The organism is Mesorhizobium sp. B2-5-3 (genome assembly GCF_006441005.1).
In the GTDB taxonomy this organism is placed as follows: domain Bacteria; phylum Pseudomonadota; class Alphaproteobacteria; order Rhizobiales; family Rhizobiaceae; genus Mesorhizobium.
This window is the reverse complement of sequence record NZ_VFUS01000015.1, coordinates 77,234-100,368: the sequence shown is the minus strand read 5'-3', so window position 1 is coordinate 100,368 and position 23,135 is coordinate 77,234. Positions and strand designations below refer to the sequence as shown.

Here is a 23,135-nt window from a genome sequence, read left to right as displayed (position 1 = left end):
ATGAGCATCATCAACAAGGCGGCCGCCATCGGCGGCGGTGTCATCGGCGCAGGCTGGGTGGCGCGCCTGCTCTTGAATGGCATCGACGTGTCGATCTTCGACCCTGATCCCGAGGCCTCGCGCAAGGTCTCAGAAGTGATGAAGGGCGCGCGCCGCGCCTACAAGCAGATGGTTCCGGACGGCCTGCCGAAAGAAGGCAGGCTGACCTTCGCCAAGACCATCGCCGAGGCGGTAGCCGATGCCGATTTCATCCAGGAGAGCGTGCCGGAACGGCTCGACCTCAAGCACAAGGTCCTGTCCGAGATCGATATCCACGCGCCGGCCAACGCCATCGTCGGCTCGTCCACATCAGGCATCAAGCCGACCGACATGCAGGTGGCGATGAAAAAACACCCGGAGCGGCTGGTCGTCGGCCACCCGTTCAACCCGGTCTATCTCCTGCCGCTGGTCGAGATCGTCGGCGGCGACCAGACATTCCCCGAGGCGGTCGAAGTCGCCAAGGAGATCTATGCCTCGATCGGCATGAAGCCTGTCGTCATCCGCAAGGAGATTGAAGCCTTCGTCGGCGACCGACTGCTGGAAGCCGCCTGGCGCGAGGCGCTGTGGCTGATCAAGGACGGCATCTGCACCGTCGAGGAACTGGACGACATCATGCGCTATGGCTTTGGCCTGCGCTGGGCGCAGATGGGTATGTTCCAGGTCTATCGCGTCGCCGGCGGCGAAGCCGGCATGCGCCACTTCATGGCGCAGTTCGGCCCCTGCCTGAAATGGCCGTGGACCAAGCTGATGGACGTACCGGAGTTCAACGACGAGCTGGTCGACCTGATCGCCACGCAGTCGGACGACCAGGCGCATGGCCTGTCGATCCGCGAACTGGAAAAGATCCGCGACGACAATCTGGTCGCCATCATGGATGCGCTCTCGAAGCAGAACAAGGGCAAGGGCTGGGGAGCCGGCGCCCTGCACAGGGACTATACGAAGCAGTTGGCCAAGCTGGCGGCGACAAAGCCGGCCGCCTCCAAGGCGGCCGAGAAGGCGAGGGCATCGAAGCCGGTGAAGAAAGCCGAAAAACCGAAGAAAAAGAAGAAAGGCTGAGACCATGGATTTCGGTCTGTCGGAGGAACAAAAGCTCATTGTCGAGACGACGCGCGCCTTCGTCGAGAATGAGCTTTACCCCCATGAGCGCGAGGTCGAGCGCACCGGCGTGCTGCGCCGCGAATTGATCGAGGAGCTAAAGGCCAAGGCGATCGAAGCCGGTCTCTATGCCGCCAACATGCCGGCCGATGTCGGCGGCGCGGGGCTCGATACGGTGACCTGGCTGCTCTACGAGAAGGAACTCGGCCGCGCCAACTACGCGCTGCACTGGACCTGCGTCGCGCGCCCCTCCAACATCCTTTTGGCCGGCACGCCGGAGCAGCGCGAAAAATATCTGTTCCCGTGCATCCGTGGCGAGAAATGGGATTGCCTGGCGATGACCGAGCCGGGCGCCGGCTCCGATCTGCGCGGCATGAAGGCGACCGCCGTGCAGGACGGCGACGACTGGGTATTGAACGGCACCAAGCACTTTATCTCCCACGCCGACCTCGCCGACTTTGCCATTGTCTTCATGGCCTCGGGCGAAGAGGATTCGCCGCGCGGCAAACGCAAGAAGATCACCGCCTTCTTCGTCGACAAGGGCACCAAGGGCTTCACGGTGCGCGACGGCTACCGCAACGTCTCGCATCGCGGCTACACCAACGCCATCCTCGAATTCGACGATTGCCGCCTTCCGGCAAGCCAGGTGTTGGGTGAAGTCCACAAGGGTTTCGACGTCGCCAATTCCTGGCTCGGCGCCACCCGCCTGCAGGTCGGCGCCACCTGCCTCGGCCGTGCCGAGCGGGCGCTTGGCCATGCGGTCGAGTACGCCGCGCAGCGTCAGCAATTTGGCCAGCAGATCGGCAAGTTCCAGGGCGTGTCGTTCAAGCTCGCCGACATGGCAACCGAACTCAAGGCCGCGGACCTGATGGTGTTCGAAGCCGGCTGGAAGTACGATCAGGGCACCGTCACCGACCAGGACATGGCCATGGCCAAGCTGAAGGCCACAGAAATGCTGGCTTACGTCGCCGACGAAGCGATCCAGATCCATGGCGGCATGGGGCTGATGGACGACCTGCCGCTGGAGCGCATCTGGCGCGACGCCCGGGTCGAGCGCATCTGGGAAGGCACGTCGGAAATCCAGCGCCACATCATTTCGCGGGCGCTGCTGCGCCCGTTCGGGGCCTGATCCATGCACAAACTTGAACGCCTTCTGCGCCCTAAATCGATCGCCGTGTTCGGCGGCGCGCAGGCCGCCGCGGTCGTGGCACAGTCGATCAAGATGGGCTTTGCCGGCGAGATCTGGCCGGTGCACCCGAGCAAGGAAGAGGTCGCCGGCCGCAAGGCCTATCGTTCGATCGCCGATCTGCCCGGCGCGCCGGACGCCGCCTTTGTCGGCGTCAACCGACACCTGACCATCGACGTGATCAAGGCCCTGGCCGAACGCGGCGCCGGCGGGGCCGTCTGCTTTGCCGCCGGTTTCCTCGAAACCGAAGCCTATGACGCGGATGGCGAGCGCCTGCAGGCCGAACTCGTCGCCGCCGCCGGCGAGATGCCGATCATCGGGCCGAACTGTTACGGCCTGATCAACTATGCCGACGGCGCGCTTTTGTGGCCCGACCAGCATGGCGGCATAAGATTGGCCGACGGCGGCAAAGGGGTGGCCATCATTACCCAGTCGTCCAACATCGCCATCAACATGACGATGCAGAAGCGCGGCCTGCCGATCGCCTTCCTGATGACCGCCGGCAACCAGGCGCAGACCGGCCTCTCCGAAATGGCGCTCGGCCTGATCGAGGACGAGCGCGTCACCTCGCTCGGCCTGCACATCGAGGCTTTCGATTCGGTAGCCGGCTTCGAGCGGCTGGCGGCACGGGCGAGGGAATTGAAAAAGCCGATCATCGCCATGAAGGTCGGCCGCTCCGAACAGGCCAGGCAAGCGACCGTCTCGCACACCGCGTCGCTCGCCGGCTCGGACGCAGCGTCCGGGGCCTTCCTGAAACGGCTCGGCATCGCGCGCGTCGATTCCATCCCCGCCTTCATCGAGGCGCTGAAGCTGCTGCATGTCACCGGTCCGCTGCCCGGCTACAGCCTGTCATCGATGAGCTGTTCGGGCGGCGAGGCTTCGGTCATGGCCGACAGCGCCGAAGGCCGCTGGGTCAACTTCCCGGTGCTGACGGAAGAACACCGTGCCCACGTCAAGTCGACGCTCGGGCCGCTGGTCGCGGTCGCCAATCCATTGGACTATCACACCTTCATCTGGAACAACGAGCCGGCGATGACCGCCACCTTCACCGCCATGGTGTCGGGCGGCTTCGACCTCAACATGCTGGTACTCGACTTTCCGCGCCCGGACCGCTGCTCGGTGACCGACTGGTGGGCGACGCTGCGCGCCTTCGAATCGGCGCTCAAGACCAACAAGGCACATGGCGCGATCGTCTCGTCGCTGCCCGAGAACCTGCCCGAGGAATACACCGCCGAGCTGATGGCGCGGGGCATGGTGCCGCTGTTCGGCATTTCCGAAGCGATGGATGCCGCCCAGGCGGCCGCCTTCATCGGCTGGGCCTGGCGCGAGCCGCAGGCGCAGCCGGTCGACACCTCCGCTTCCGGCGCTGCCGGCGGCGAGCATGTCACGCCTGACGAGGCGCAAGCCAAGGCGCGGCTGATCAAGGCCGGGCTGCCGGTGCCCAAGGGCGAGCGCGCCGACAGTGCCGTCGAGGCGGTGATCTCGTCCATGGCGCTCGGCTTCCCGGTGGCGCTGAAGGCCCTGGGTGTCACCCACAAATCCGAGGTCGGCGCCGTCAGGCTCAACCTCAGGGACGCCGAATCCGTCAGCACCGCCGCGCACGACCTTTTGCCGCTCGGCACCGGCCTTTATGTCGAGCGCATGGTGCGCGACGGCGTCGCCGAGCTGATCGTCGGCTTCACCCGCGATCCGATGTTCGGCGCTGTCATGACGCTGGGCACCGGCGGCGTGCTGGTCGAATTGCTGCGCGACAGCATCACCTTGATGCTGCCGGCGACCCGCGACGACATCGAGGCAGCACTTCGCGGTCTCAAACTGTTCCCGCTGCTCGAAGGCTATCGCGGTCGGCCGAAGGCCGACGTCCAAGCTGCCATCGACGCCATCGCGGGCATTGCTGCCTTCGTGCAGACGAATGCCGGCGAGATCGAGGAACTCGACATCAATCCGCTGATCGTCTGCAGCGAGGGCAAGGGCGCCTGGATCGCCGATGCGCTTTTGGTGCTGGGAGAGAACAAGAATGCCTGACGTCATTTCGACCCGCCGTGAAGGCTCGATCCTCGAGGTCACGCTCGATCGGCCCAAGGCCAACGCCATCGACCTGAAGACCTCTCGGCTGATGGGCGAGACCTTCAAGGCGTTTCGCGACGACCCCGGCTTGCGCGTCGCCATCATCAAGACCGCCGGCGACAAGTTCTTCTGCGCCGGATGGGACCTGAAGGCCGCCGCCGGCGGCGACGCCGTCGACGGCGACTATGGCGTCGGCGGCTTTGCCGGGCTGCAGGAACTGCGCGACTTGAACAAGCCTGTCATCGCCTGCGTAAACGGCATGGCGGTGGGGGGCGGCTTCGAGCTGGCGCTGTCCTGCGATCTCATCTACGCCTCCGATCACTCCTCCTTCGCATTGCCCGAGATCCGCGCCGGCACGCTTGCCGATGCCGCGACCATCAAGCTGCCGAAGCGCATTCCCTATCATGTCGCCATGGACCTTTTGCTCACTGGCCGCTGGATGGACGTTGCCGAGGCGCATCGCTGGGGCCTGGTCAACGAGGTGCTGCCGAAGGAGAAGCTGGAGGACCGCGTCTGGGAGATCGCCCGCCTGCTCGCCAGCGGCCCGCCGCTTGTCTTCGCCGCGATCAAGGAAACCGCGCGGGTGGCCGAAGCGCTGACTTTCCAGGACGCGATGAACAGGGTGACGCGCCGGCAGTTGCCGACGGTCGACGCCCTCTACGGCTCAGAGGACAATATGGAAGGGTTCCGGGCTTTTGCGGAGAAGCGGGAACCGGTGTGGAAGGGGAAGTGACTCTGCGGAAATGACAGCGCGAGGCACCCCCCTCGGGCCTGCCGGCCATCTCCCCCGCAAGGGGGGAGATTGGATGTCATTTCCGCTTTCGCTAATCGTCAACGCTGCAAGAAGGGCGATACCGATTGAACTGCCAATCTCCCCCCTTGCGGGGGAGATGTCCGGCAGGACAGAGGGGGGTGCCTGGGCTCGCCGTTCACAGTCGGCGCGGCCATGACCGACTACAGCAAACTCATCGATGCCGAGACCCGGGCCTTCATCGAGCGGACCAATTCCTATTACCCGCCGGATACGATCGACTACACTATTGCCGAACAGCGCGAGATCTATGACCGCATGTGCCGGGAGTTCTTTGCCGGCTATCCCGAGGGGGTGACAGCGGAGACCACCGCTATTGCCGCACAGGCGTGCAATATCCCGATCCGCATCTACAGAAGCGCCCCGCAGGCAGCGGCGGCGGTGCTCTATTGCCACGGCGGCGGTTTCATCCTTGGCGGGCTGGACAGCCATGACGACGTCTGCGCCGAGCTTTGCGGCCGCACCGGCTATGACGTCGTTTCGGTCGACTACCGGCTGGCGCCGGAGCATCTGCATCCGGCCGCGTTTGACGACGCGATGAACGCCTTCGAGTGGGCGGCAGCCACCCGCGATCGTCCCATCCTGCTCTGCGGCGACAGCGCCGGCGGCAATCTCTGCGCCGCGGTCAGCCATGCGACGCGCGGCCATGCGAAGAAACCGATCGGGCAGGTGCTGATCTATCCCGGGCTCGGCGGCGACCGTTCGCGTGGCTCCTATCTGAAGCATGCCGAAGCGCCTATGCTGACCACGCGCGACCTCGAATTCTACAAGCACATCCGTACCGGCGGCGTGGACCAGACCGGCGACATCACGCTTCAGCCGCTGGCCGACGCCGATTTCGCCAACCTGCCGCCGACCGTGCTGATCACCGCCGAGTGCGATCCGCTGTCGTCGGACGGCAAGGCCTATCGCGACCGCATCGTGGCGGGCGGCGGGCGAGCCACTTGGTTCGAGGAAAAAGGGCTCGTGCACGGCTATCTCAGGGCGAGGCACACGGTCGGCCGCGCCCGCGCCAGCTTTACCCGCATCGTCGAGGCGGTGTCGGCGCTCGGCAAAAGCGAGTGGATCTGGTGAGGGCCTCCTCGCATGACAATCGACAGAAGATGATCAACCCAGCGACTGCCAAGCCGTTCGGCGCTCAGCCTACCGAACGAGCCGCCGCCCGGCCGGCGCTGCGGCCGGAGAAGATACAGCCGCCCAGGAACGTGCCTTCGAGCGCCGCATAGCCATGCACGCCGCCGCCGCCGAAACCGGCGGCTTCGCCGACCGCATAGAGGCCCTGAACCGGCTCGCCATCGCTCCCCAGCACGCGGCTTTCGAGATCGGTCTGAAGGCCACCCAGCGTCTTGCGGGTCAGGATGTTGAGGCGAACCGCGATCAGCGGGCCGTTCGCGGGATCGAGCATCTTGTGCGGCCTGGCCGTGCGGATCAGCCGGTCGCCGAGATAGGCCCGCGCTCCGCGCAGCGCGGTGACCTGCATGTCCTTGGAAAAGGGATTGTCGAGTTGCCGGTCGCGGGCGCGGATCTCGCGCTCGACATGGGCGACGTCGAGCAGCGGTTCGCCGCCGGCCAGCTTGTTCATGCGCGCCACCAGATCGGGCAGTTCGGCCTCGATGATGAAATCCTCGCCCTTCTCCATGAACGCCTTGACCGGGCCCGGAATGCCCGACGTGGCGCGGCCGAGCACCTGGCGCCAGCTCTTGCCGGTCAGGTCCGGGTTCTGCTCGGAGCCCGAGAGCGCGAACTCCTTCTGGATGATTTTTTTGGTCAGGATGAACCAGGAATAATCGAACCCGGTGCTCGTGATGTGGCTGAGCGTGCCGAGCGTGTCGAAACCGGGGTAAAGCGGCACCGGCAGGCGCTTGCCCCTGGCGTCGAGCCACAGCGACGACGGACCGGGCAGGATGCGGATGGCATGATCGGTCCAGATCGGCGCCCAGTTCCTGATGCCCTCGACATAGTGCCACATGCGGTCGCGATTGATGACGCTGCCGCCGGCCTGTTCCGTGATCGCCAGCATGCGGCCGTCGACATGGTCGGGCACGCCGGTGATCATGCACTTCGGCGCCGCGCCCAGACGCTTCGGCCAGTTTTCCCGGACCAGCTGGTGGTTGCCGCCGATGCCGCCGGAGGCGACGATCACGGCCTGTGCATGAACCTCGAAATCACCTGATATCTCACGCGAACTCTTGTGGCCGCGCTCGACGGTGCTTGGTTGCAGGATGTCGCCGCGCACCCCGTCGATCCTCGTGCCGGTGCGGATCAATTCGTTGACGCGGTGGCGGAACTTGAAGCGGATCAGTCCCTTCTTCTCGGCTTCGCGGACGCGCAGCACGAAGGGCTCGAGCACGCCGGGACCGGTGCCCCAGGTGATGTGAAAGCGGGGCACGGAATTGCCATGGCCAATGGCATTGCCGCCGCCGCGCTCGGCCCATCCGACCACGGGAAAGAATTTCATCCCGCGCTCCAGCAGCCAGGAGCGCTTCTCGCCGGCGGCGAAGCCGACGTAGGCCTCGGCCCATTTGCGCGGCCAGTGATCCTCCGGCCGGTCGAAAGCGGCGGTGCCCAGCCAGTCCTCGAGCGCCAGCTCGTGCGAATCGCGGATGCGCATGCGCCGCTGCTCGGGCGAATCGACGAGGAACAGACCGCCGAACGACCAGAAGGCCTGGCCGCCCAGCGACTGCTCCGGTTCCTGGTCGACGATGACGATCTTCTTGCCGGCCTCGGCCAGTTCGGCGGCGGCGACCAGCCCGGCAAGGCCGGCGCCGACAATGATGACATCCGCGTCGTCAGCCAATTTCCCCTCCCGTTAGCTGGCTACCGTATGAATCTCGAACCGGAATATATCAATGATGGTCAGACCGCCTCCCAGCCATCCTTGCCGCCGGCGCGGAAGATGGCGTCGATGACCTTCTGGTTGAGCACGGATTCCTCCAGCGTGAAGACGCGCTCCTTACCGCCCTGGGCCGCCCGCGCGAAGGTCTCGACCTCGAGCCGGTACTGCTGCGTACCGGGAAAGCGGAACACCTGCGCCTCCGTGTGGTTCTGATTGTGCAACTCGACGCGGTGGTGATCGTAGAGCCCGGCATTGAACGGCGAGAACACCTCGATGAACCCGTTCTCGCCATGGAACACCATCACCTGGCGCGCGGCCATCTGGGTCGAGAGATAGAAGGACAGTTCGAAGTCGCCGAAATCGGCGCGGATCGAGGAATAGATGTCGGTGCCGAATTTTTTGTCGCGCTCGATCGTCGCCTGCACGCGCAGCGGCTCCTTGCCGGTGGAAAAGCGCGTCGACACGGTCGGGTAGACGCCGATGTCGGGCAGCGCGCCGCCGCCAAGGTCGAGTTGGTTGCGCATGTTGTTGGGATCGACATTGTAATAGGAGAACGCGCCCTGCACATGGCGCAGCCGGCCGATGACGCCGCTGGCGATCAGGTCGCGCACCTTGATCCATTGCGGATGGTAGACGACCATGAAGGCTTCGCAGACCAACACCTTGCTGGCATCGCGCAGCTTGATCAGCGGCGGAATGTCCTTGGCGTCGAGCGCCAACGGCTTTTCGACCAGCACATGTTTTCCCGCCTGAATGGCCTTGGCCGTCCATTCGACATGCTGCGATGTCGGCAGCGGGATATAGACGCCGTCGACCTCGTTCGAGGCGAGCAACTCCTCATAGGAACCGAAAGCATGCGGCGCGCCGAAGCGATCGGCCAACCCACGGGCCTTCGACTGATCGCGGCTGGCGATTGCGGACAGCACGCCATTTTCCGCCTCCACGATCGCAGGTAAAAGCTGCTCGCGACCGATCTTGGCCGTCGATAACACACCCCATCGGAACATCAGGCTTCTCCTCTCGATTACAGGCGAGGAGGTTTGCCTGAAATCGGGGCAAAAGCCAATGCGGGGGCCAAGTTCCTCGCCCCACGAGCGGGGAGCGATGGCTCAACCCCTCTTCCCCGTCAGCCTCATGTCGAAACCGACGACGTTGGAATAGATCGGCGTGCCGACATCCATTCCGTAGCGCGACCGCAGCACCTTGCCGGTGACGTGGAACCCGATCGTGCCGGACTTCAGGCCATCGAGCTCGGCGGTGAACTTTTCCGCAAACGTCTTGCCGCGCGCCGTCAGCCGGCCGGTGACAAGCGCCGTCGTATCGCCGGTGCGGGTCACGCTGGTCGAGCGGAACTGGATTTCGGGGCTGTTGGCCGCATCGAACACGGCGTCTGAACGCAGGAAAGCGTCGATGCGGCCCTGGCCGGTGCCGACGCTTTCGGGAAAAATGGTAAGGTTGACCTTCGAGCGGCTGACGTCGTCATTGTCGATGCGGATCGTGCCCTTGAAGTGAGCAAACGCACCATCGAAACCGCCGCCGCCGGCCTTGCCGATGGTGAAGCGGATCGAGGAGTCAGCCTGGCTGATCGTGTAACTGCCGGCGGCATCATCGAGGACAACTGCTGCCCAGACAGGCACGGCAAGGCAAGCGGCAAGGGCCGCCGATCCGAGGAGTCGCGCATACATGAGATTATTTCCTTCTTCGGAGGCAACGCTCTTCGCGTCCTCGCTTACAAACGAGGCCGAACCCCGTTCTATTCCCCGCCTGAGGAAGGCGTGACGATGCGTGTAAGCACATTGTCCCTCAGTCGGAAATGATGGCGCAGTGCCGCCGTGACATGCAGCGCCACAAGTGCTGCGCCGGCATAGGCAAGGTACCAGTGCGCTGCCGCCCAAAAACTCTCGGCGGCATGGGATTCCGCAAGCGGCAGGTTGGGCATCACGAACAGGTTGAACGGCATGCTTGGAATTTCCAGCGTCGAGACCGAAACCAGCGCCCAGCCGGACAGAGGCAAAGCGATCTGGAAGGCATAGAGCGCCAGGTGAGCGAGCGGCGCCGCCCGGCGCTCCAGGGATCCGACCGAGGATGGCAAGGCCGGCGCGGCATTGCCGAGCCGCCAGGCGATGCGCAGGATGATCAGGCCGAGCAGCAGGAAGCCCAGCGATTTGTGCAGCTGGATGAGCTCGAAAGCCGTGCGCTGGCTGCTGATGCGGACCATCGCGAAACCGAGCGCGAACTGGCCGATGAAGGCAAGGCCGATCAGCCAATGAAGCAGGATTGCCGCCCAACCGTAGCGGGTCGGGGTATTTATGATCGAAGCTCGCATGGAAGGTGAACGAATGTCGCGTCGGCTTTCTTCCACCCTCCCACAAGGGAGAGGGCAGCCTATCCGCTCACCCTGAAGAAATCGATGAAGGCCCTGAGCGCAGGCCGCATCTGGCGGCGACTCGGATAGTAGACGAAGAAACCCTCGAAGGACGGACACCAATCCTCCAGCACGCGGATCAGCCGGCCATCGCGGAGCGGCTCGCGGACATAATCCTCGAAGACGAAGGCAAGCCCGGCCCCGTCGACCGCCGCCTGGGCGATCAGATGGTCTTCGTCGAGAATCAATGGTCCTTGCGCGGCAATCTCGATCTCCTCGCCATCCCTGGCGAATTCCCAGCGGTAGAGGATGCCGCTGGAGAAGCGGAAGCGGATGCAGCGATGGTCGGACAGGTCACGCGGGTGGCGAGGCCTCGGCATGGTGTCGAAATAGGAGGGCGAGCCGACCACGGCGCCGCGGATATCGGGCCCGATGCGCAGCGCGATCATGTCGCGCTGCAGGCTTTCGCCAAGCCGCACGCCGGCGTCGAAACCGCCTTCCACGACGTCGGTGAAGCGGTCCTCGATGACGATCTCCAGCACGATATCGGGGTAAGCCGCGGCAAAGGCGCCGAGCCGCGGGGTCAGCACCAGATGGGCTGCCGTGCGCGGCACGCTGAGCCGCAGATTGCCGGCCGGCCGGTCGCGCGCCTCGACCGCCGTCTCCAGTGCCAGGTCGATCTCCGACAGCGCCGGCCGCAATCGTTCCAGCAACCGCGCGCCCTCTTCGGTCGGGGCAACGCTGCGGGTGCTGCGTGCCAACAGCCGCACGCCAAGCCGCGCCTCAAGGCTGGACACGGCATGGCTGACCGCCGACGGCGCGATCGCCAGTTCCCTGGCCGCGCCGCGAAAGCTGCCGCATTGGGCAACAGTTGCCAGCACCGCAAGCTGTGAAAGATGTGCTCGGTTCATTGATCTATTTTCTAGAACGCCCCGTGCACAGATGAGCCGATTATCGAACATAAGGCAAGGCGCTATTTCCTGGGCATCGCAACAAGGAGACGCGTGATGAAAACCCGCAAACTCGGTACTGAACTGGAAGTTTTCCCGGTCGGCCTCGGCTGCATGGGCATGAGCTTTGGCTATGGGGGCCAGCCGGAAGCCGAGGCGATCGCCACCTTGCGCCGCGCCGTCGAGATCGGCGTCAATTTCTTCGACACGGCAGAGGTCTACGGGCCCTACGAGAACGAGATCCTGCTCGGCAAGGCGCTGAAGCCGGTGCGCGATCAGGTGACGATCGCAACCAAGTTCGGCTTCAAGATCCTGGAGGAAGGCACCGGCACCGACCGCATGGCGGGCGTCGACAGCCGCCCCGAACACGTCAAGGCCGTCGCAGAGGCGTCACTGAAGCGGCTGGGCACCGACGTGATCGATCTCTATTACCAGCACCGCGTCGACCCGAACGTGCCGATCGAGGACACGGTCGGCGCCATGGCCGAGCTGGTGCGCGAGGGCAAAGTGCGCGCGCTCGGCCTTTCGGAAGCAAGTGTCGCCACCATCCGCCGGGCACATGCCGTACATCCGATCGCGGCGGTCCAGAGCGAATATTCACTGTGGAGCCGTGACCCGGAAGACGAGGTGTTCGCCGTCTGCCGCGAACTCGGCATCGGTTTCGTTCCCTATAGCCCGCTCGGCCGTGGCCTCTTGACCGGCACGATCGCCAAGCCCGAGACGCTTGATGACGACGACTGGCGCCGCACCTTGCCGCGCTTTCAGGCTGACGCCATGGAAGCCAATGCCAAGGTCGTGGCCACGCTGGAGAAACTGGCGACCGAAAAGGGAGTGACCTCGGCACAGCTGGCGCTCGCCTGGGTACTGCACCAGGACGATTTCATTGTCCCCATCCCGGGCGCCCGAAAGATCCGCCATCTCGAGCAGAACACGGCGGCGGCTGATATCGAGCTGAGTGCCGCAGAGGTACAGACCATCGGCGATGCACTGTCGCCTGATAAGGTCATGGGCAAGCGCTACACAGAGGAGCTGCTGGCGCTGGTGAATGGGTGATTGGCAATCCCAAGAGAACCGAAAAGGGGTGCTCCTGCCCCCCTTTTCGATGCCGCGCGGCATAAAAGATTGCCAGACGCCCGCGTGAAACACCCCCCTCTGTCCTACCGGACATCTCCCCCGCAAGGGGGGAGATTGGCAGCTTCGCTGTCTCGTCTACCTTATGCCGTCTGTAATTCGCGAAAGCGGATCAGAGCCGATCTCCCCCCTTGCGGGGGAGATGGCCGGCAGGCCAGAGGGGGGTGTCTCGCACCCGCATTTCCTACCATGGCACGACCGTAACCTCCGGCCAGTTCTCCCGCGCCCGCTGGCCCTTCGCCTCATGCGTCCGCTGATTGTCCATCGCCCGGTTCGGCGTGACGCGGAATGAGAAGACGTCGTCGAGACCGAACGGCGCCAGCAGTTCCAGTTGACAATCCGCGTCGTATCGCACCCCGACCGCATGTGTCTTCGACGCAAAAAACCGGACCGACTCGCTCGAACTCGTGTAGCGCGGACAGGGCCGCCCGAACTTCTGCGGGTACCACAAATGCACCCGCGCTTGGTTGCGCACCTCGACGGGCAGCCCCTGGAAATGCTTCGCCGCCCGGCGGATGACGGCGTCCTCGGCCTCGTAGGACAGGTCGCTATCGTCGAAATAGAACAGGTCGACATCCTTGATGCCATAACCCGACGGCTTCCCCGTCAGATGGTTCCAGACCGAGTTATAGAGCACGCCGGAGACCACCAGCCAGTCCGGAAGATCGAGCGTGCGGGCACATACCAGCGCCTGGCGCACGAGCGCATCCGACAGCAGGATGTCGAGAAACGCAGCGCGTTGTGCTTCGAACGGGAGCCCGGAATAGTGCAAATGGTCCATCGCTCTTTGGAGGGCGATTCGCCGTGCTCCCGCAATCCCGGAAAGAGGCTATGCCCTGAGCACGCCTCCAGTCTGCTTGCCGACATTCTCGACGATGCGCCTGGCCAACGCCTCGAAATCCTCGTCGGTCAGCGTCTTCTCGACCGGCTGGATCGACACTTCGATGGCGATGGACTTCTTGCCCTCGCCGAGCGCCGCACCTTCGAAAACATCAAAGACCGAGACGCCGGTGACCAGCTTCTTGTCCGCGGCGAGCGCCGCGCGTACCAGCGTGCCGGCCTCGACCGCCTTGTCGACGACGAAGGCGAAGTCGCGCTTCACCGTCTGGAAGGCGGAGAGATCCAGCCTGGGCTTGGTTTTCGTCGGCTTTGCCTTGGGCTCGGGCACGGCATCGACATACACTTCGAAGCCGCAGAGCGGGCCGGAGACGTCGAGCCCTTCCAGCGTTTTTGGATGAAATTCACCGAACGTGCCGAGCACCGTCTTCGGTCCGAGCTTGATCGTTCCGGAACGACCAGGATGGTACCAGGACGGGCCGCCGGCCTCGATCTGCAGCCGCTCGACCGGCGCGCCGCAGGCTTCGAGTGCGGCGATGGCATCAGCCTTGGCGTCGAACACGCCGACCGGACCGGAATTGCCAGCCCAGTTGCGGCCGGAACCGTCGAGCTTGGCGGTGCCGCGCCGCACGCCGGCGGCAACGCGCCGTTGCTGGTCGGCGCCGTCGCCCTCATAGGTGCCGGAGACCTCGAACAACGCCACGTCGCCAATGCCCTTGTCGGCATTGCGCTGGGCGGCTGCGATCAGGCCGGGCAGCAGTGAGGGCCGCATGTCGGACATGTCGGCGGCGATCGGGTTGGCGAGCTTGAGCGAAGCCTGCCCGCCGCCGAACAGTTCGGCGTGCCTGGCGGGGATGAACGACCAGGTGACTGCCTCCATCATGCCGCGCACGGCCAGCGCCCGCTTGGCCGCGCGGGTGCGGATCTGCAGCGTCGTCAGGATCTTGCCGTTGACCGCGTCATGCGCGCCGAGCGGCTGCGAAGCGATGTTGTCGACGCCGTGGATGCGCATCACCTCCTCGACCAGGTCGGCCTTGCCGTCGACATCGGGACGCCAGGACGGCACGGCGATTTCGACGACATCGCCCGAACCCTCAGGCTTGAAGCCGAGGCGCGTGAGAATATCGAGGCTTTCCGCCTTCGGCACTTCTATGCCGGTCAGCCGCTTCACTTCCGACAGCGGGAAGGAGACGATCTTGGGCTGATGGCCGGCATAGCCGGCCACCTCGATTTCCGTCGGCGTGCCGCCGCAGAAATCAAGCACCAGCCGGGTCGCAAGCTCAACGCCCGGCACCATGAATTCGGGGTCGACCCCGCGCTCGAAACGATAGCGGGCATCGGTGATGATGCCGAGCGCGCGCCCGGTGCGGGCCGTGGTGATCGGGTCCCAGAGTGCGGATTCGATCAGCACGTCGGTCGTGTTCTCGTCGCAGCCGGAACGCTCGCCGCCCATGATGCCGGCGATCGATTCCACGCCATTGTCATCGGCGATGACGCACATCTCCGGCGTCAACGTGTATTCGCGGCCGTCGAGCGCCAGTACCTTTTCGCCATCCCTGGCGCGACGCACGACAAGATTGCCGGCGACCTTGCCGGCATCGAAGACATGCAGCGGCCTGCCACGATCGAAGGTGACGTAGTTGGTGATATCGACCAGCGCGCTGATGGGCCTCAGCCCAATGGCGATCAGCCGCTGCTGGAGCCATTTCGGGGACGGGCCGTTCCTGACGCCGCTGACCAGATTGAGCGCGAAGCCGGGGCAGAGTTCCGGCGCTTCGATCGTCACCTTGACGGGGCACATTCCATTGCCGACATGCGGCATGATCGCGCCGCCGACGAGGCGGCCGAGACCGCTCGCCGCGAGATCCCGGGCGATGCCGTAAACGCTGGTGGCATCAGGCCGGTTTGGCGTCAGATTGATCTCGATGACCGGATCGTCGAGATGCGCGTAAGCGGCGAAGCTGGTGCCGACCGGCGCATCTTCGGGCAGGTCGATGATGCCGTTGTGCTCGTCGGAAAGTTCCAGCTCGCGCTCGGAACACATCATGCCGTGGCTTTCGACGCCCCTGATCTTGCCAACCGTCAGCGTCACATCGATGCCGGGCACATAAGTGCCGGGCGCGGCGAAGGCGCCGATCATGCCCGCCCGCGCATTGGGTGCGCCACAGACGACCTGCACCGGCGGCTTGCCGTCGCCGGTGTCGACGGTCAGCACCCGCAGCCGGTCGGCGTCGGGATGCTGCACCGCCGTCAGCACCCTGGCGATGACGAAGGGCTTCAGACTCGCCTTGTCGTCGACATGCTCGACCTCGAGGCCGATCGAGGTCAGCCGCTCGACGATCTCGCCGAGCGAGGCGTCGGTCTCGAGATGGTCCTTGAGCCAGGAGAGGGTGAATTTCATGATGCTGTTCCGTAATGTATCGCAGCAGGAATCGTCTTGACCGTCACGCGCTCAGGCCCCCGAACAAAGTCGGCATGTCGAGCGGCCGGAAGCCGTAATGCGACAGCCAGCGCACATCGGCATCGAAGAAGGCGCGCAGATCCGGCATGCCGTATTTCAGCATGGCGATGCGGTCGATGCCCATGCCCCAGGCAAAGCCCTGATATTCATCGGGATCGAGCCCGCCAGCGCGCAGAACGTTGGGGTGCACCATGCCGCAGCCAAGGATCTCCATCCAGTCGGAGCCTTCGCCGAAGCGCACCTCGCCTGGCCGCGAGCGGTCGCACTGGATATCGACCTCGAGGCTTGGCTCGGTGAACGGGAAGAAGGACGGCCGGAAGCGCATCTTGACCGACGGCACCTCGAAGAAGGCCTTGCAGAACTCTTCCAGCACCCACTTCATGTTGGCGACGTTGGCCGATTTGTCGATCACCAGCCCTTCGACCTGATGGAACATCGGCGAGTGGGTGGCGTCGGAATCCTGCCGGTAGGTCTTGCCCGGAATGACGATGCGGATCGGCGGCTTCTGCTTCTCCATGGTGCGGATCTGCACCGGCGAGGTGTGGGTGCGCAGAAGCTTGCGCTCGCCCTTCTCGTCCGGCTGGAAGAAGAAGGTGTCATGCATCTCGCGCGCCGGATGGCCTTCCGGGAAATTCAGCGCGGTGAAATTGTAATAGTCGGTCTCGATGTCGGGCCCTTCGGCGATGGCGAAGCCGAGATCGCCGAAGATCGCCGCGATCTCGTCGATGACCTGGCTGATCGGATGAATGCGGCCGCGCTCGGCCGGCGACTGCCGCACCGGCAGCGTCACGTCGACCTTCTCCGCGGCGAGGCGGGCAGTGATGGCAACATCCCTGAGTTCCGCCTTGCGCGCGGTGAGCGCATCGGTGACGCGGTTCTTGAGGCCGTTGATGGCGGGGCCTTTGACCTGACGCTCCTCGGCGCTCATCGAGCCGAGCGTCTTCAGCATTTCCGAGATCGACCCCTTCTTGCCAAGGGCTGCCACGCGCACGGCTTCTATCGACGCTTCGTCGGACGCCGATGCGATGTCGGCGAGCAGCGAAGCTTCCAGGCTTTCAAGATTTCCAGCGGTGGCGTTCACGGCGAAACTCTCTCGATCGGGCAACCCACCATCACCGGGCGTGTCACCAATTTGGTTACATCAGGCATAAGAAAAACCCGCGCCAGCCGTGCCAGCGCGGGTTCCCCAAATCAGAATTTCGAATGCTTGGGAAGCGCTGGTCTTAGGCGACAGCGCTTTCAAAAGCATTCGGGGTGGTGTTCTTGAGGTACTCAAGAGCAACCTTGGCCTTGGCCACGAGCGCGGCGAAAGCCTGCGGCTCGTGGATGGCCATATCCGACAGGATCTTGCGATCGATCTCGATGCCAGCCTTGTTGAGGCCGTCGATGAAACGGCCATAGGTCAGGCCGTGCTCGTGCGTCGCGGCGTTGATGCGCTGGATCCACAGCGCGCGGAACGAGCGCTTGCGGTTCTTGCGGTCGCGATAGGCGTATTGCAGCGACTTTTCCACCGCCTGCTTGGCGATGCGGATGGTGTTCTTGCGGCGGCCGTAGAAGCCTTTCGCGGCTTTCAGGACCTTCTTGTGCTTGGCGTGCGAGGTGACGCCTCTTTTTACGCGTGCCATGTCATGATCTCCTTAAAAGCAATTCCAGGAAAAGTGCCTTGCGGTTTTCCGTTCGGAATTGCGTAAAACAAATTCGTGTTCGGCCGAATGCTCAGAGGCCGTTCGGCAGAAAATTCTTGATGACCTTCTTGCCATCCGGTTCAGCCAGAACCATCGTGCCGCGGGCATTTCGAATGAACTTGTTGGAACGCTTGATCATGCCGTGACGCTTGCCGGCCGCAGCCGACAGGACTTTACCCGTACCGGTGATCTTGAACCGCTTCTTGGCGGCCGATTTGGTCTTCATCTTGGGCATTTTGCTACTCCGTATTGTGGCGCACCATCGCGCTTCTTGTTCGCTTCGGACCGACCAAAGCCCGAAAAGCAAATGAAACCGCCACGGCATGCCCTGCCGGGCGGTTTTCTTGGAACGGCGGTCCTATACGTCAAAGCAGGCGACTGTGCAACACCCACCGCGCCGCGCGTTTCCCCGAACGCCCGGATGCGGCGCCCGGTCCTTCATCAGGGGAGCGTAAACAACACCGGCAACATACCCGACTGCTGGGCGCCGTCGATCAGTTCGAAGGCCGGCAGCGCGATGAGGAACACCAGGCCGTCGAGAAGCGTTGTCAACAGCAGGCGCGGCTTGAAGCTGCCGGTGTCGCCTTCCTGGTAAAGGGAAAGCTTCGGAAAGAAGCGCGGCACTCTTGCCAGATAGGCCTGATAGGGCTCGCCGAGCGCTTCCTTAAGGAATTTCTCCTCGCGCAGGATGACGATATGGAAGGCGCCCGCACACAGGACAGCGAACAGAATGATGCCGGAGAACGAGCCGATCTGCGCGCCGACGCCGGCCGCGGCCACAGTCGAGAACACATAGAGCGGGTTGCGGGTGATCGAATAAGGCCCGCCCGTCACAACTTCGGAAGATTTGCGCCCACCTATGTAGAGCGTCGACCAAAGGCGGCCGCAGATACCCAGGAAAATCAGCAGCACGCCGAACATCTCGATCGTTTCATGCATCGCCGTATCAGGCGGAAAGCTCGATTGCCCGAACAGCAGGGCTGCGAACAGCACCACCACGAGCACGGCAAGCACCAGCCTGCGCGTGCGCTGGTAGCCACCCAGCCCGTATTTGAGTTTTTTGTCCAAGGGAGGAATCCGATCGTCGAGAGCTTAGCCGGCGACCGCAGCTATGGCCGAGAAATGGGCGTCCCGCCGATCGCCGGGACGCCCTGTAGCACAATTCAGGCGGAATTGGAGCGCGTCGGTCGCGCTAACCTTATCGTGATCTAGCGCGGCGCCAGCACCATCATCATCTGGCGGCCTTCGAGCTTCGGCTCCGCTTCCACCTTGGCGATGGTAGCCACTTCCTCACGCACCTTGTTCAGAAGCTGCATGCCGAGCTCCATATGCGCCATCTCGCGGCCACGGAAGCGCAATGTCAGCTTGACCTTGTCGCCTTCCTCGAAGAAGCGGCGCACCGCCTTCATCTTGGTCTCGTAGTCGTGGCTGTCGATGTTCGGGCGCATCTTGATCTCCTTGATCTCGATGACCTTCTGGTTCTTGCGCGCCTCGGCCGCCTTCTTCTGGTTGGCGTATTTCAACTTGCCGAGATCGAGGATTTTTACGACGGGCGGCTGCGCGTTGGGCGATATCTCGACGAGATCGAGCCCTGCCTCTTCGGCGAGCAGCAATGCGTCGTTGATGGAAACATCGCCACGGTTCTGGCCTTCGGCGTCGATAAGCTGGACCCGGGGAACCCGGATGTCACGATTGGAGCGCGGCCCATCCTTGGTCGGCGCCGCTGCTTTGAAAGGTCTGCGAATGGTCGTGGTCTCCTTGGCCGTTTCGTTCTGGATTTGCAGGTGTTGATATGTGGACGCGCCAATGTGGTGAGCGCGCGGGCGGAGTCAATAGCACAGCATTGACAGAAAATCACCTGATCGCTGCCTGCGGCAAACAAAGAAAGATCGCGAGCACTTTTCGCCACACCACTGGCTGTGTCACAAGACCCTGCGCCGAAAGTCGGCGTGAGGAAAAAGCCATGACTGCCCCTGTCTTTCTGGATGTCGACGGATCGAGCATCGCGGTGCGCCATATTGCGGGCGCGACGCCTGGCGTCGTCTGGCTCGGCGGCTACAAGTCGGACATGCTGGGCACGAAGGCTGAAGCGCTTTCGGACTGGGCGGCAAAAGAAGGCCGCGCCTTCCTGCGCCATGACTATTCCGGACACGGCGAATCCGGCGGCGCCTTTGCCGACGGCACGATCTCGAAATGGCTTTCGCAAAGCCTGGCCGTGTTCCGGCATTTCACCAGCGGCAGCCAGATCCTGGTCGGCTCGTCGATGGGCGCCTGGATCGCCCTGCGCATGGTGCAGGAATTGCGCAAGGCAGGCGACGCAAGCGTCGTCGGTCTGGTGCTTCTAGCACCGGCGCCGGATTTTACCGCAGAACTGGTCGAACCGGTGCTGACCAAAGCGCAGAAGCGCGACCTTGCCAAAAAAGGCTTCTTCGAGGAGCCGTCGGACTATTCCACCGAGCCCTACATCTACACGCGCGCGCTGATCGAGGATGGGCGCGACAACCTGGTCATGACAGGCCCGCTCGACACGCACTGCCCCGTACACGTCTTGCAGGGCCTGGCCGATCGGGACGTGCCGTCGAGCCATGCGCTGAGGCTGGTCAGCCTGCTGCCGGCCGACGATGTCACGCTGTCGCTGATCCCGGACGGCGACCACCGGCTGTCGCGGCCGCAGGATCTCGACATGCTGGTGCGGGCGGTCGGCGACATGGCCGCGCGGGGCAAGTGACGATGCGCCTTTCCATCCCGATCTCAGCCTTCGTCGCGGCCATCGTCGGCTTCGGCGGCACGCTGGCCATCGTCATTGCCGCCGCCCACGCGGTCGAGGCCACGCAAATTCAGACCGCGAGTTGGGTGACCACGATCTGCCTGGCCATGGCGGTCGAAAGCCTGTGGCTGTCCTGGCGAACGAAAATGCCCATCATCACCGCATGGTCGACGCCGGGCCTGGCGCTGATGGCGGCGTCGAGCGGTTTTTCGATCGGCGAGGCCGTCGCCGCCTTCATCGTCACCGGCATTCTTTTGGTCGCCACCGGGCTGTTCCGGCCGCTGACGAAACTGATCTCGGGGATACCGCCCTCGGTCGCTTCAGGAATGCTGGCCGGCATTGTCGTCACCTTCGCGCTTAATGCGGTCAAAACTGTTCCCGCCGATCCCTGGCTGATCCTGCCGTTGATCGCCGCCTTCTTCGTCATCCGCCTGTTCAATCCGGCGCTGTCGGTGCTGGCAGTGCTGGTCGGCGGCGGTCTCGCCGCGTTTCTCACCGGCCGCGTCGGCGGTTTGCCCACTCCTGAACTGTCGACGCTCACTCTGATCGCGCCTGTGTTCACCGCCAAGGCGATAATCGGCCTGGCAGTACCGCTCTACCTGGTCACCATGGCTTCGCAGAACCTGTCGGGCCTCGCCGTGCTGCGCGCCGCCGGCTACCATCCGGAACCCGGTCCGCTGATCGGCATCACCGGCCTGTTTTCGCTGCTTTCGGCGCCGTTCGGCGGCTCGACCACCAATCTGGCGGCAATTTCGGCGGCTATCTGCACCGGGCCCGACGTTCATCCAGACCCAACGGAGCGCTGGAAGACAGGGCCGTTCTATGCCCTTGCCTATCTGATCTTCGCGATTTTCGGCGCCTCCCTGGTGGCGATCTTCGCCGTCCTGCCGCAGAGCCTGATCGTGCTGGTTGCGGGTCTTGCGCTGATGGCCTCGCTGGCCAACGCGCTGGCGATCGCGCTCAAGGACGAAAGCGAGCGCATGGCCGCCACCGTCACTTTTGTCGTCACCGCCTCCGGGCTGACCTTGTTCGGCGTCGGCGCCGCATTCTGGGGACTGATTGCCGGGCTGGTCGTGCTTTTTCTCGATATGCTCAAAAAGCGATAATCATTTCAGCAGCTTGTCCGGTTTTAGCCGACATTGTCTTGAATCGCCGTTTTTGCCTTCCCATTTCGATTCCACGCAGCCGGTCCTGGCTGTCTCCAACCGAAGGAATGGGAGAAAATGAACACATCCGCATTGATCCGCCCGGCCTGGACGCCGGCAACCATCGCGTTGATGGTGATCGGCTTCATGGTGTTCTGGCCGCTCGGCTTCGCCATGCTCGCCTACATCATCTGGGGCGACCGGCTCGAGGGCTTCAAGCGTGACGTCAACCGCGCGACCGACGGCATCTTCGCCGGCTGCCGCCGCGGTTCCGACAAAGCCGCGCGCTGGGGCCACGGCTCCGCCCGGACCGGCAACGTCGCGTTTGACGACTGGCGCGAAAAGGAGCTTGAACGCCTGGCCGAGGAACGCCGCAAGCTCGACGATATGTTGACCGAGTTCGACGACTACGCCCGCGAATTGCGTCGCGCCAAGGACCAGGACGAGTTCGATCGCTTCATGGCGAACCGCAACAAGTCGACCGCTCCGGCAAAGAGCGACCCGAGCACAGGCACGACCTCCACCAAGCGTGGCAAAGGCTCGAACCTGCTTGACGACTGAGGCCGAGCGACAGGCCCGATCGTGAAAAAACGGCGTCGCGCGAGCGGCGCCGTTTCTTTTTTGTTCTATTCGTTTTTCTCGAATCGCGTATCGTCCGGCCATGACCCTCGGATTCTTCCGCAATCTGACGAAGCCCAAGCCCACGCCTGTCGTGGAGCGAGAATACTGCGTTGCCGGCCGCACGCTGCCGCTCAAGATCGTCGAGAGCGCCAGGGCGCGGCGTCTGACGCTGCGCATCGATTCCGGCGGCCAGGGCCTGCGTATCACCGTGCCGCCGGGCCTGCGCCGCGGCGAGGTGGAGCGGTTCCTCGATCGTCATCAGGACTGGCTGGAGCAGCGGCTGGCCAAGGTGCCAACGCGGCCGCAGGTACGGCCCGGCATCAAGATCCCCATACGCGGCGTGCCGCACCGCATCGTGCATGAGCCGTCAAGGCGCGGCACCGTCACCGTGTCGCGCGACGAACGCGGCCCGCTGCTGATCGTGCATGGCGAGCGCATCCACCTGCCGCGCCGCATCGCCGATTTTTTGAAGCGCGAGGCCAAGAAGGAGATCGAGAAGCTGGTGGCCAGGCACACCGAGGCGCTTGGCAAGCGCGCCAAGGCGATCCGCTACAAGGACACGTCCAGCCGCTGGGGCTCGTGCACTTCCGAAGGCAATTTGTCCTTTTCCTGGCGCATCATGATGGCGCCGCCACCCGTCATCAACTACCTCGTCGCGCATGAAGTAGCGCATCTGAAAGAGATGAACCACGGCCCGAAATTCTGGAAATTGTGCGAAAAGCTCTGTCCCGACACCGACCGCTGCAAGGACTGGCTGAAGCGCAATGGCGGCGCCCTGCAGGCGATCGTTTTCGAGTAGCGCAATGAAGCGTCGTACGGCGCCAGAAAATAAGCTTTTCCGCGGTGATGCTTCACACCTCCGGTCCCGCCAGCGTCTACGTTCTTACTGGGCGCACGAACTCAATCGTCATTCGCGGCGTTGAGTTCTTCAGGCCGCAGCCCTTCTTCGCCATGATGCGGCCACGGTAAAAAATTCCGGTCGAAGGCGTCGGTGTCGAAGTAGTCGAGCGCCCGATGCGCCTCGGCGCCGTTGAAGGCGGCCTTGTCCATCAAATGCGCGATCACCTCGCGCGCCTGCGCGATCTTCTGCCTGAGTTCGGCAACGGTTCTGTCAGTCATGATGTTCTCCCGCCTTGCAT

The 23,135-nt window shown here is 63.9% G+C and carries 23 protein-coding genes; 10 read left to right on the top strand and 13 right to left on the bottom strand.

Annotated features, from left to right (window positions below; genetic code table 11):
- The 5 genes from FJ867_RS25960 to FJ867_RS25940 all read left to right on the top strand — a co-directional run bounded on the left by FJ867_RS25960 (nucleotide 1) and on the right by FJ867_RS25940 (nucleotide 6,272).
- The gene (locus FJ867_RS25960) at nucleotides 1–1,095 is read left to right on the top strand and encodes a carnitine 3-dehydrogenase (RefSeq protein WP_140818936.1); all 1,095 of its coding nucleotides are present in this window, start codon (nucleotides 1–3) and stop codon (nucleotides 1,093–1,095) included.
- A gap of 4 nt (nucleotides 1,096–1,099) precedes the next feature.
- Entirely contained in the window at nucleotides 1,100–2,263 is a 1,164-nt protein-coding gene (locus tag FJ867_RS25955; protein WP_140491110.1) for an acyl-CoA dehydrogenase, read from the top strand.
- 3 nt (nucleotides 2,264–2,266) lie between these two features.
- A complete protein-coding gene (locus FJ867_RS25950; RefSeq protein WP_140818934.1) occupies nucleotides 2,267–4,345 on the top strand; it encodes an acetate--CoA ligase family protein in 2,079 nt (692 codons plus the stop codon).
- Nucleotides 4,338–5,120 (top strand): carnitinyl-CoA dehydratase, encoded by a 783-nt coding sequence (locus FJ867_RS25945; RefSeq protein WP_140491114.1) that lies wholly within the window; start codon nucleotides 4,338–4,340, stop codon nucleotides 5,118–5,120. Before FJ867_RS25950 ends, FJ867_RS25945 begins: the two co-directional genes overlap by 8 nt.
- A gap of 213 nt (nucleotides 5,121–5,333) precedes the next feature.
- Entirely contained in the window at nucleotides 5,334–6,272 is a 939-nt protein-coding gene (locus FJ867_RS25940; RefSeq protein ID WP_140818932.1) for an alpha/beta hydrolase, read from the top strand.
- A 64-nt stretch (nucleotides 6,273–6,336) separates the two neighbouring features.
- Here FJ867_RS25940 and FJ867_RS25935 read toward each other — a convergent pair whose 3' ends face one another.
- The 5 genes from FJ867_RS25935 to FJ867_RS25915 all read right to left on the bottom strand — a co-directional run bounded on the left by FJ867_RS25935 (nucleotide 6,337) and on the right by FJ867_RS25915 (nucleotide 11,310).
- On the bottom strand, nucleotides 6,337–7,995 hold the full coding sequence (locus FJ867_RS25935) for an FAD-binding dehydrogenase (RefSeq protein ID WP_140491118.1): 1,659 nt from the start codon (nucleotides 7,993–7,995) through the stop codon (nucleotides 6,337–6,339).
- Between the two features lie 59 nt (nucleotides 7,996–8,054).
- Nucleotides 8,055–9,041, bottom strand: coding sequence for a Gfo/Idh/MocA family oxidoreductase (locus FJ867_RS25930; RefSeq protein ID WP_140491121.1), 987 nt, complete (start codon nucleotides 9,039–9,041; stop codon nucleotides 8,055–8,057).
- A 102-nt stretch (nucleotides 9,042–9,143) separates the two neighbouring features.
- Nucleotides 9,144–9,719, bottom strand: coding sequence for a YceI family protein (locus FJ867_RS25925; protein WP_140491123.1), 576 nt, complete (start codon nucleotides 9,717–9,719; stop codon nucleotides 9,144–9,146).
- Nucleotides 9,720–9,787: 68 nt separating this feature from the next.
- Nucleotides 9,788–10,360, bottom strand: a complete 573-nt coding sequence (locus FJ867_RS25920) for a cytochrome b (protein WP_140625493.1) — start codon at nucleotides 10,358–10,360, stop codon at nucleotides 9,788–9,790.
- Between the two features lie 59 nt (nucleotides 10,361–10,419).
- Nucleotides 10,420–11,310, bottom strand: a complete 891-nt coding sequence (locus FJ867_RS25915) for a LysR family transcriptional regulator (protein WP_140517767.1) — start codon at nucleotides 11,308–11,310, stop codon at nucleotides 10,420–10,422.
- Nucleotides 11,311–11,406: 96 nt separating this feature from the next.
- On the opposite strand from FJ867_RS25915, the gene FJ867_RS25910 reads away from it, so the two are divergent.
- On the top strand, nucleotides 11,407–12,402 hold the full coding sequence (locus tag FJ867_RS25910; RefSeq protein ID WP_140625494.1) for an aldo/keto reductase: 996 nt from the start codon (nucleotides 11,407–11,409) through the stop codon (nucleotides 12,400–12,402).
- A gap of 262 nt (nucleotides 12,403–12,664) precedes the next feature.
- On the opposite strand, the gene FJ867_RS25900 is transcribed toward FJ867_RS25910, so the two are convergent.
- The 7 genes from FJ867_RS25900 to infC all read right to left on the bottom strand — a co-directional run bounded on the left by FJ867_RS25900 (nucleotide 12,665) and on the right by infC (nucleotide 19,208).
- Nucleotides 12,665–13,261, bottom strand: a complete 597-nt coding sequence (locus FJ867_RS25900) for a nucleotidyltransferase family protein (protein ID WP_140554549.1) — start codon at nucleotides 13,259–13,261, stop codon at nucleotides 12,665–12,667.
- Between the two features lie 48 nt (nucleotides 13,262–13,309).
- A complete protein-coding gene (gene pheT, locus FJ867_RS25895) occupies nucleotides 13,310–15,718 on the bottom strand; it encodes a phenylalanine--tRNA ligase subunit beta (RefSeq protein WP_140625495.1) in 2,409 nt (802 codons plus the stop codon).
- Between the two features lie 43 nt (nucleotides 15,719–15,761).
- Nucleotides 15,762–16,859, bottom strand: coding sequence for a phenylalanine--tRNA ligase subunit alpha (gene pheS / locus FJ867_RS25890; protein WP_140554550.1), 1,098 nt, complete (start codon nucleotides 16,857–16,859; stop codon nucleotides 15,762–15,764).
- Nucleotides 16,860–17,001: 142 nt separating this feature from the next.
- Entirely contained in the window at nucleotides 17,002–17,403 is a 402-nt protein-coding gene (rplT, locus tag FJ867_RS25885; protein ID WP_006201247.1) for a 50S ribosomal protein L20, read from the bottom strand.
- A 91-nt stretch (nucleotides 17,404–17,494) separates the two neighbouring features.
- Complete coding sequence (gene rpmI, locus FJ867_RS25880) at nucleotides 17,495–17,698, bottom strand: 50S ribosomal protein L35 (RefSeq protein WP_006201248.1); 204 nt, start codon at nucleotides 17,696–17,698, stop codon at nucleotides 17,495–17,497.
- A gap of 206 nt (nucleotides 17,699–17,904) precedes the next feature.
- Nucleotides 17,905–18,531: an isoprenylcysteine carboxylmethyltransferase family protein gene (locus tag FJ867_RS25875; RefSeq protein WP_140563505.1), complete on the bottom strand. Its 627-nt coding sequence runs from the start codon at nucleotides 18,529–18,531 to the stop codon at nucleotides 17,905–17,907.
- 140 nt (nucleotides 18,532–18,671) lie between these two features.
- The gene (infC, locus tag FJ867_RS25870) at nucleotides 18,672–19,208 is read right to left on the bottom strand and encodes a translation initiation factor IF-3 (RefSeq protein WP_140491142.1); all 537 of its coding nucleotides are present in this window, start codon (nucleotides 19,206–19,208) and stop codon (nucleotides 18,672–18,674) included.
- A gap of 218 nt (nucleotides 19,209–19,426) precedes the next feature.
- Between infC and FJ867_RS25865 the strand changes: the two genes are divergently transcribed.
- The 4 genes from FJ867_RS25865 (at nucleotide 19,427) to FJ867_RS25850 (ending at nucleotide 22,795) form a co-directional block, all read left to right on the top strand.
- Nucleotides 19,427–20,191 carry an alpha/beta hydrolase gene (locus FJ867_RS25865; protein WP_140625496.1) on the top strand — a complete coding sequence of 255 codons (765 nt, stop codon included), beginning with the start codon at nucleotides 19,427–19,429 and terminating at the stop codon, nucleotides 20,189–20,191.
- A gap of 2 nt (nucleotides 20,192–20,193) precedes the next feature.
- The gene (locus FJ867_RS25860) at nucleotides 20,194–21,336 is read left to right on the top strand and encodes a benzoate/H(+) symporter BenE family transporter (protein WP_140554552.1); all 1,143 of its coding nucleotides are present in this window, start codon (nucleotides 20,194–20,196) and stop codon (nucleotides 21,334–21,336) included.
- Between the two features lie 117 nt (nucleotides 21,337–21,453).
- Nucleotides 21,454–21,936 carry a DUF2852 domain-containing protein gene (locus tag FJ867_RS25855; protein WP_140625497.1) on the top strand — a complete coding sequence of 161 codons (483 nt, stop codon included), beginning with the start codon at nucleotides 21,454–21,456 and terminating at the stop codon, nucleotides 21,934–21,936.
- A 100-nt stretch (nucleotides 21,937–22,036) separates the two neighbouring features.
- The gene (locus tag FJ867_RS25850; protein ID WP_140561794.1) at nucleotides 22,037–22,795 is read left to right on the top strand and encodes a M48 family metallopeptidase; all 759 of its coding nucleotides are present in this window, start codon (nucleotides 22,037–22,039) and stop codon (nucleotides 22,793–22,795) included.
- A 101-nt stretch (nucleotides 22,796–22,896) separates the two neighbouring features.
- Here FJ867_RS25850 and FJ867_RS25845 read toward each other — a convergent pair whose 3' ends face one another.
- The gene (locus tag FJ867_RS25845) at nucleotides 22,897–23,115 is read right to left on the bottom strand and encodes a hypothetical protein (RefSeq protein ID WP_140662315.1); all 219 of its coding nucleotides are present in this window, start codon (nucleotides 23,113–23,115) and stop codon (nucleotides 22,897–22,899) included.
- Between the last annotated feature and the right edge of the window lie 20 nt (nucleotides 23,116–23,135).

Bases quoted from the DNA above. Each gene is read 5' to 3' on its own strand.
- FJ867_RS25865 (WP_140625496.1), top strand. From the start codon at position 19,427: ATGACTGCCCCTGTCTTTCTGGATGTCGACGGATCGAGCATCGCGGTG.
- FJ867_RS25920 (WP_140625493.1), bottom strand. From the start codon at position 10,360: ATGCGAGCTTCGATCATAAATACCCCGACCCGCTACGGTTGGGCGGCA.
- FJ867_RS25860 (WP_140554552.1), top strand. From the start codon at position 20,194: ATGCGCCTTTCCATCCCGATCTCAGCCTTCGTCGCGGCCATCGTCGGC.
- FJ867_RS25850 (WP_140561794.1), top strand. From the start codon at position 22,037: ATGACCCTCGGATTCTTCCGCAATCTGACGAAGCCCAAGCCCACGCCT.
- rplT (WP_006201247.1), bottom strand. From the start codon at position 17,403: ATGGCACGCGTAAAAAGAGGCGTCACCTCGCACGCCAAGCACAAGAAG.
- FJ867_RS25910 (WP_140625494.1), top strand. From the start codon at position 11,407: ATGAAAACCCGCAAACTCGGTACTGAACTGGAAGTTTTCCCGGTCGGC.
- FJ867_RS25925 (WP_140491123.1), bottom strand. From the start codon at position 9,719: ATGTATGCGCGACTCCTCGGATCGGCGGCCCTTGCCGCTTGCCTTGCC.
- FJ867_RS25845 (WP_140662315.1), bottom strand. From the start codon at position 23,115: ATGACTGACAGAACCGTTGCCGAACTCAGGCAGAAGATCGCGCAGGCG.
- FJ867_RS25855 (WP_140625497.1), top strand. From the start codon at position 21,454: ATGAACACATCCGCATTGATCCGCCCGGCCTGGACGCCGGCAACCATC.
- rpmI (WP_006201248.1), bottom strand. From the start codon at position 17,698: ATGCCCAAGATGAAGACCAAATCGGCCGCCAAGAAGCGGTTCAAGATC.
- FJ867_RS25955 (WP_140491110.1), top strand. From the start codon at position 1,100: ATGGATTTCGGTCTGTCGGAGGAACAAAAGCTCATTGTCGAGACGACG.
- FJ867_RS25950 (WP_140818934.1), top strand. From the start codon at position 2,267: ATGCACAAACTTGAACGCCTTCTGCGCCCTAAATCGATCGCCGTGTTC.
- FJ867_RS25940 (WP_140818932.1), top strand. From the start codon at position 5,334: ATGACCGACTACAGCAAACTCATCGATGCCGAGACCCGGGCCTTCATC.
- FJ867_RS25945 (WP_140491114.1), top strand. From the start codon at position 4,338: ATGCCTGACGTCATTTCGACCCGCCGTGAAGGCTCGATCCTCGAGGTC.
- FJ867_RS25960 (WP_140818936.1), top strand. From the start codon at position 1: ATGAGCATCATCAACAAGGCGGCCGCCATCGGCGGCGGTGTCATCGGC.
- FJ867_RS25900 (WP_140554549.1), bottom strand. From the start codon at position 13,261: ATGGACCATTTGCACTATTCCGGGCTCCCGTTCGAAGCACAACGCGCT.
- pheT (WP_140625495.1), bottom strand. From the start codon at position 15,718: ATGAAATTCACCCTCTCCTGGCTCAAGGACCATCTCGAGACCGACGCC.
- FJ867_RS25930 (WP_140491121.1), bottom strand. From the start codon at position 9,041: ATGTTCCGATGGGGTGTGTTATCGACGGCCAAGATCGGTCGCGAGCAG.
- FJ867_RS25915 (WP_140517767.1), bottom strand. From the start codon at position 11,310: ATGAACCGAGCACATCTTTCACAGCTTGCGGTGCTGGCAACTGTTGCC.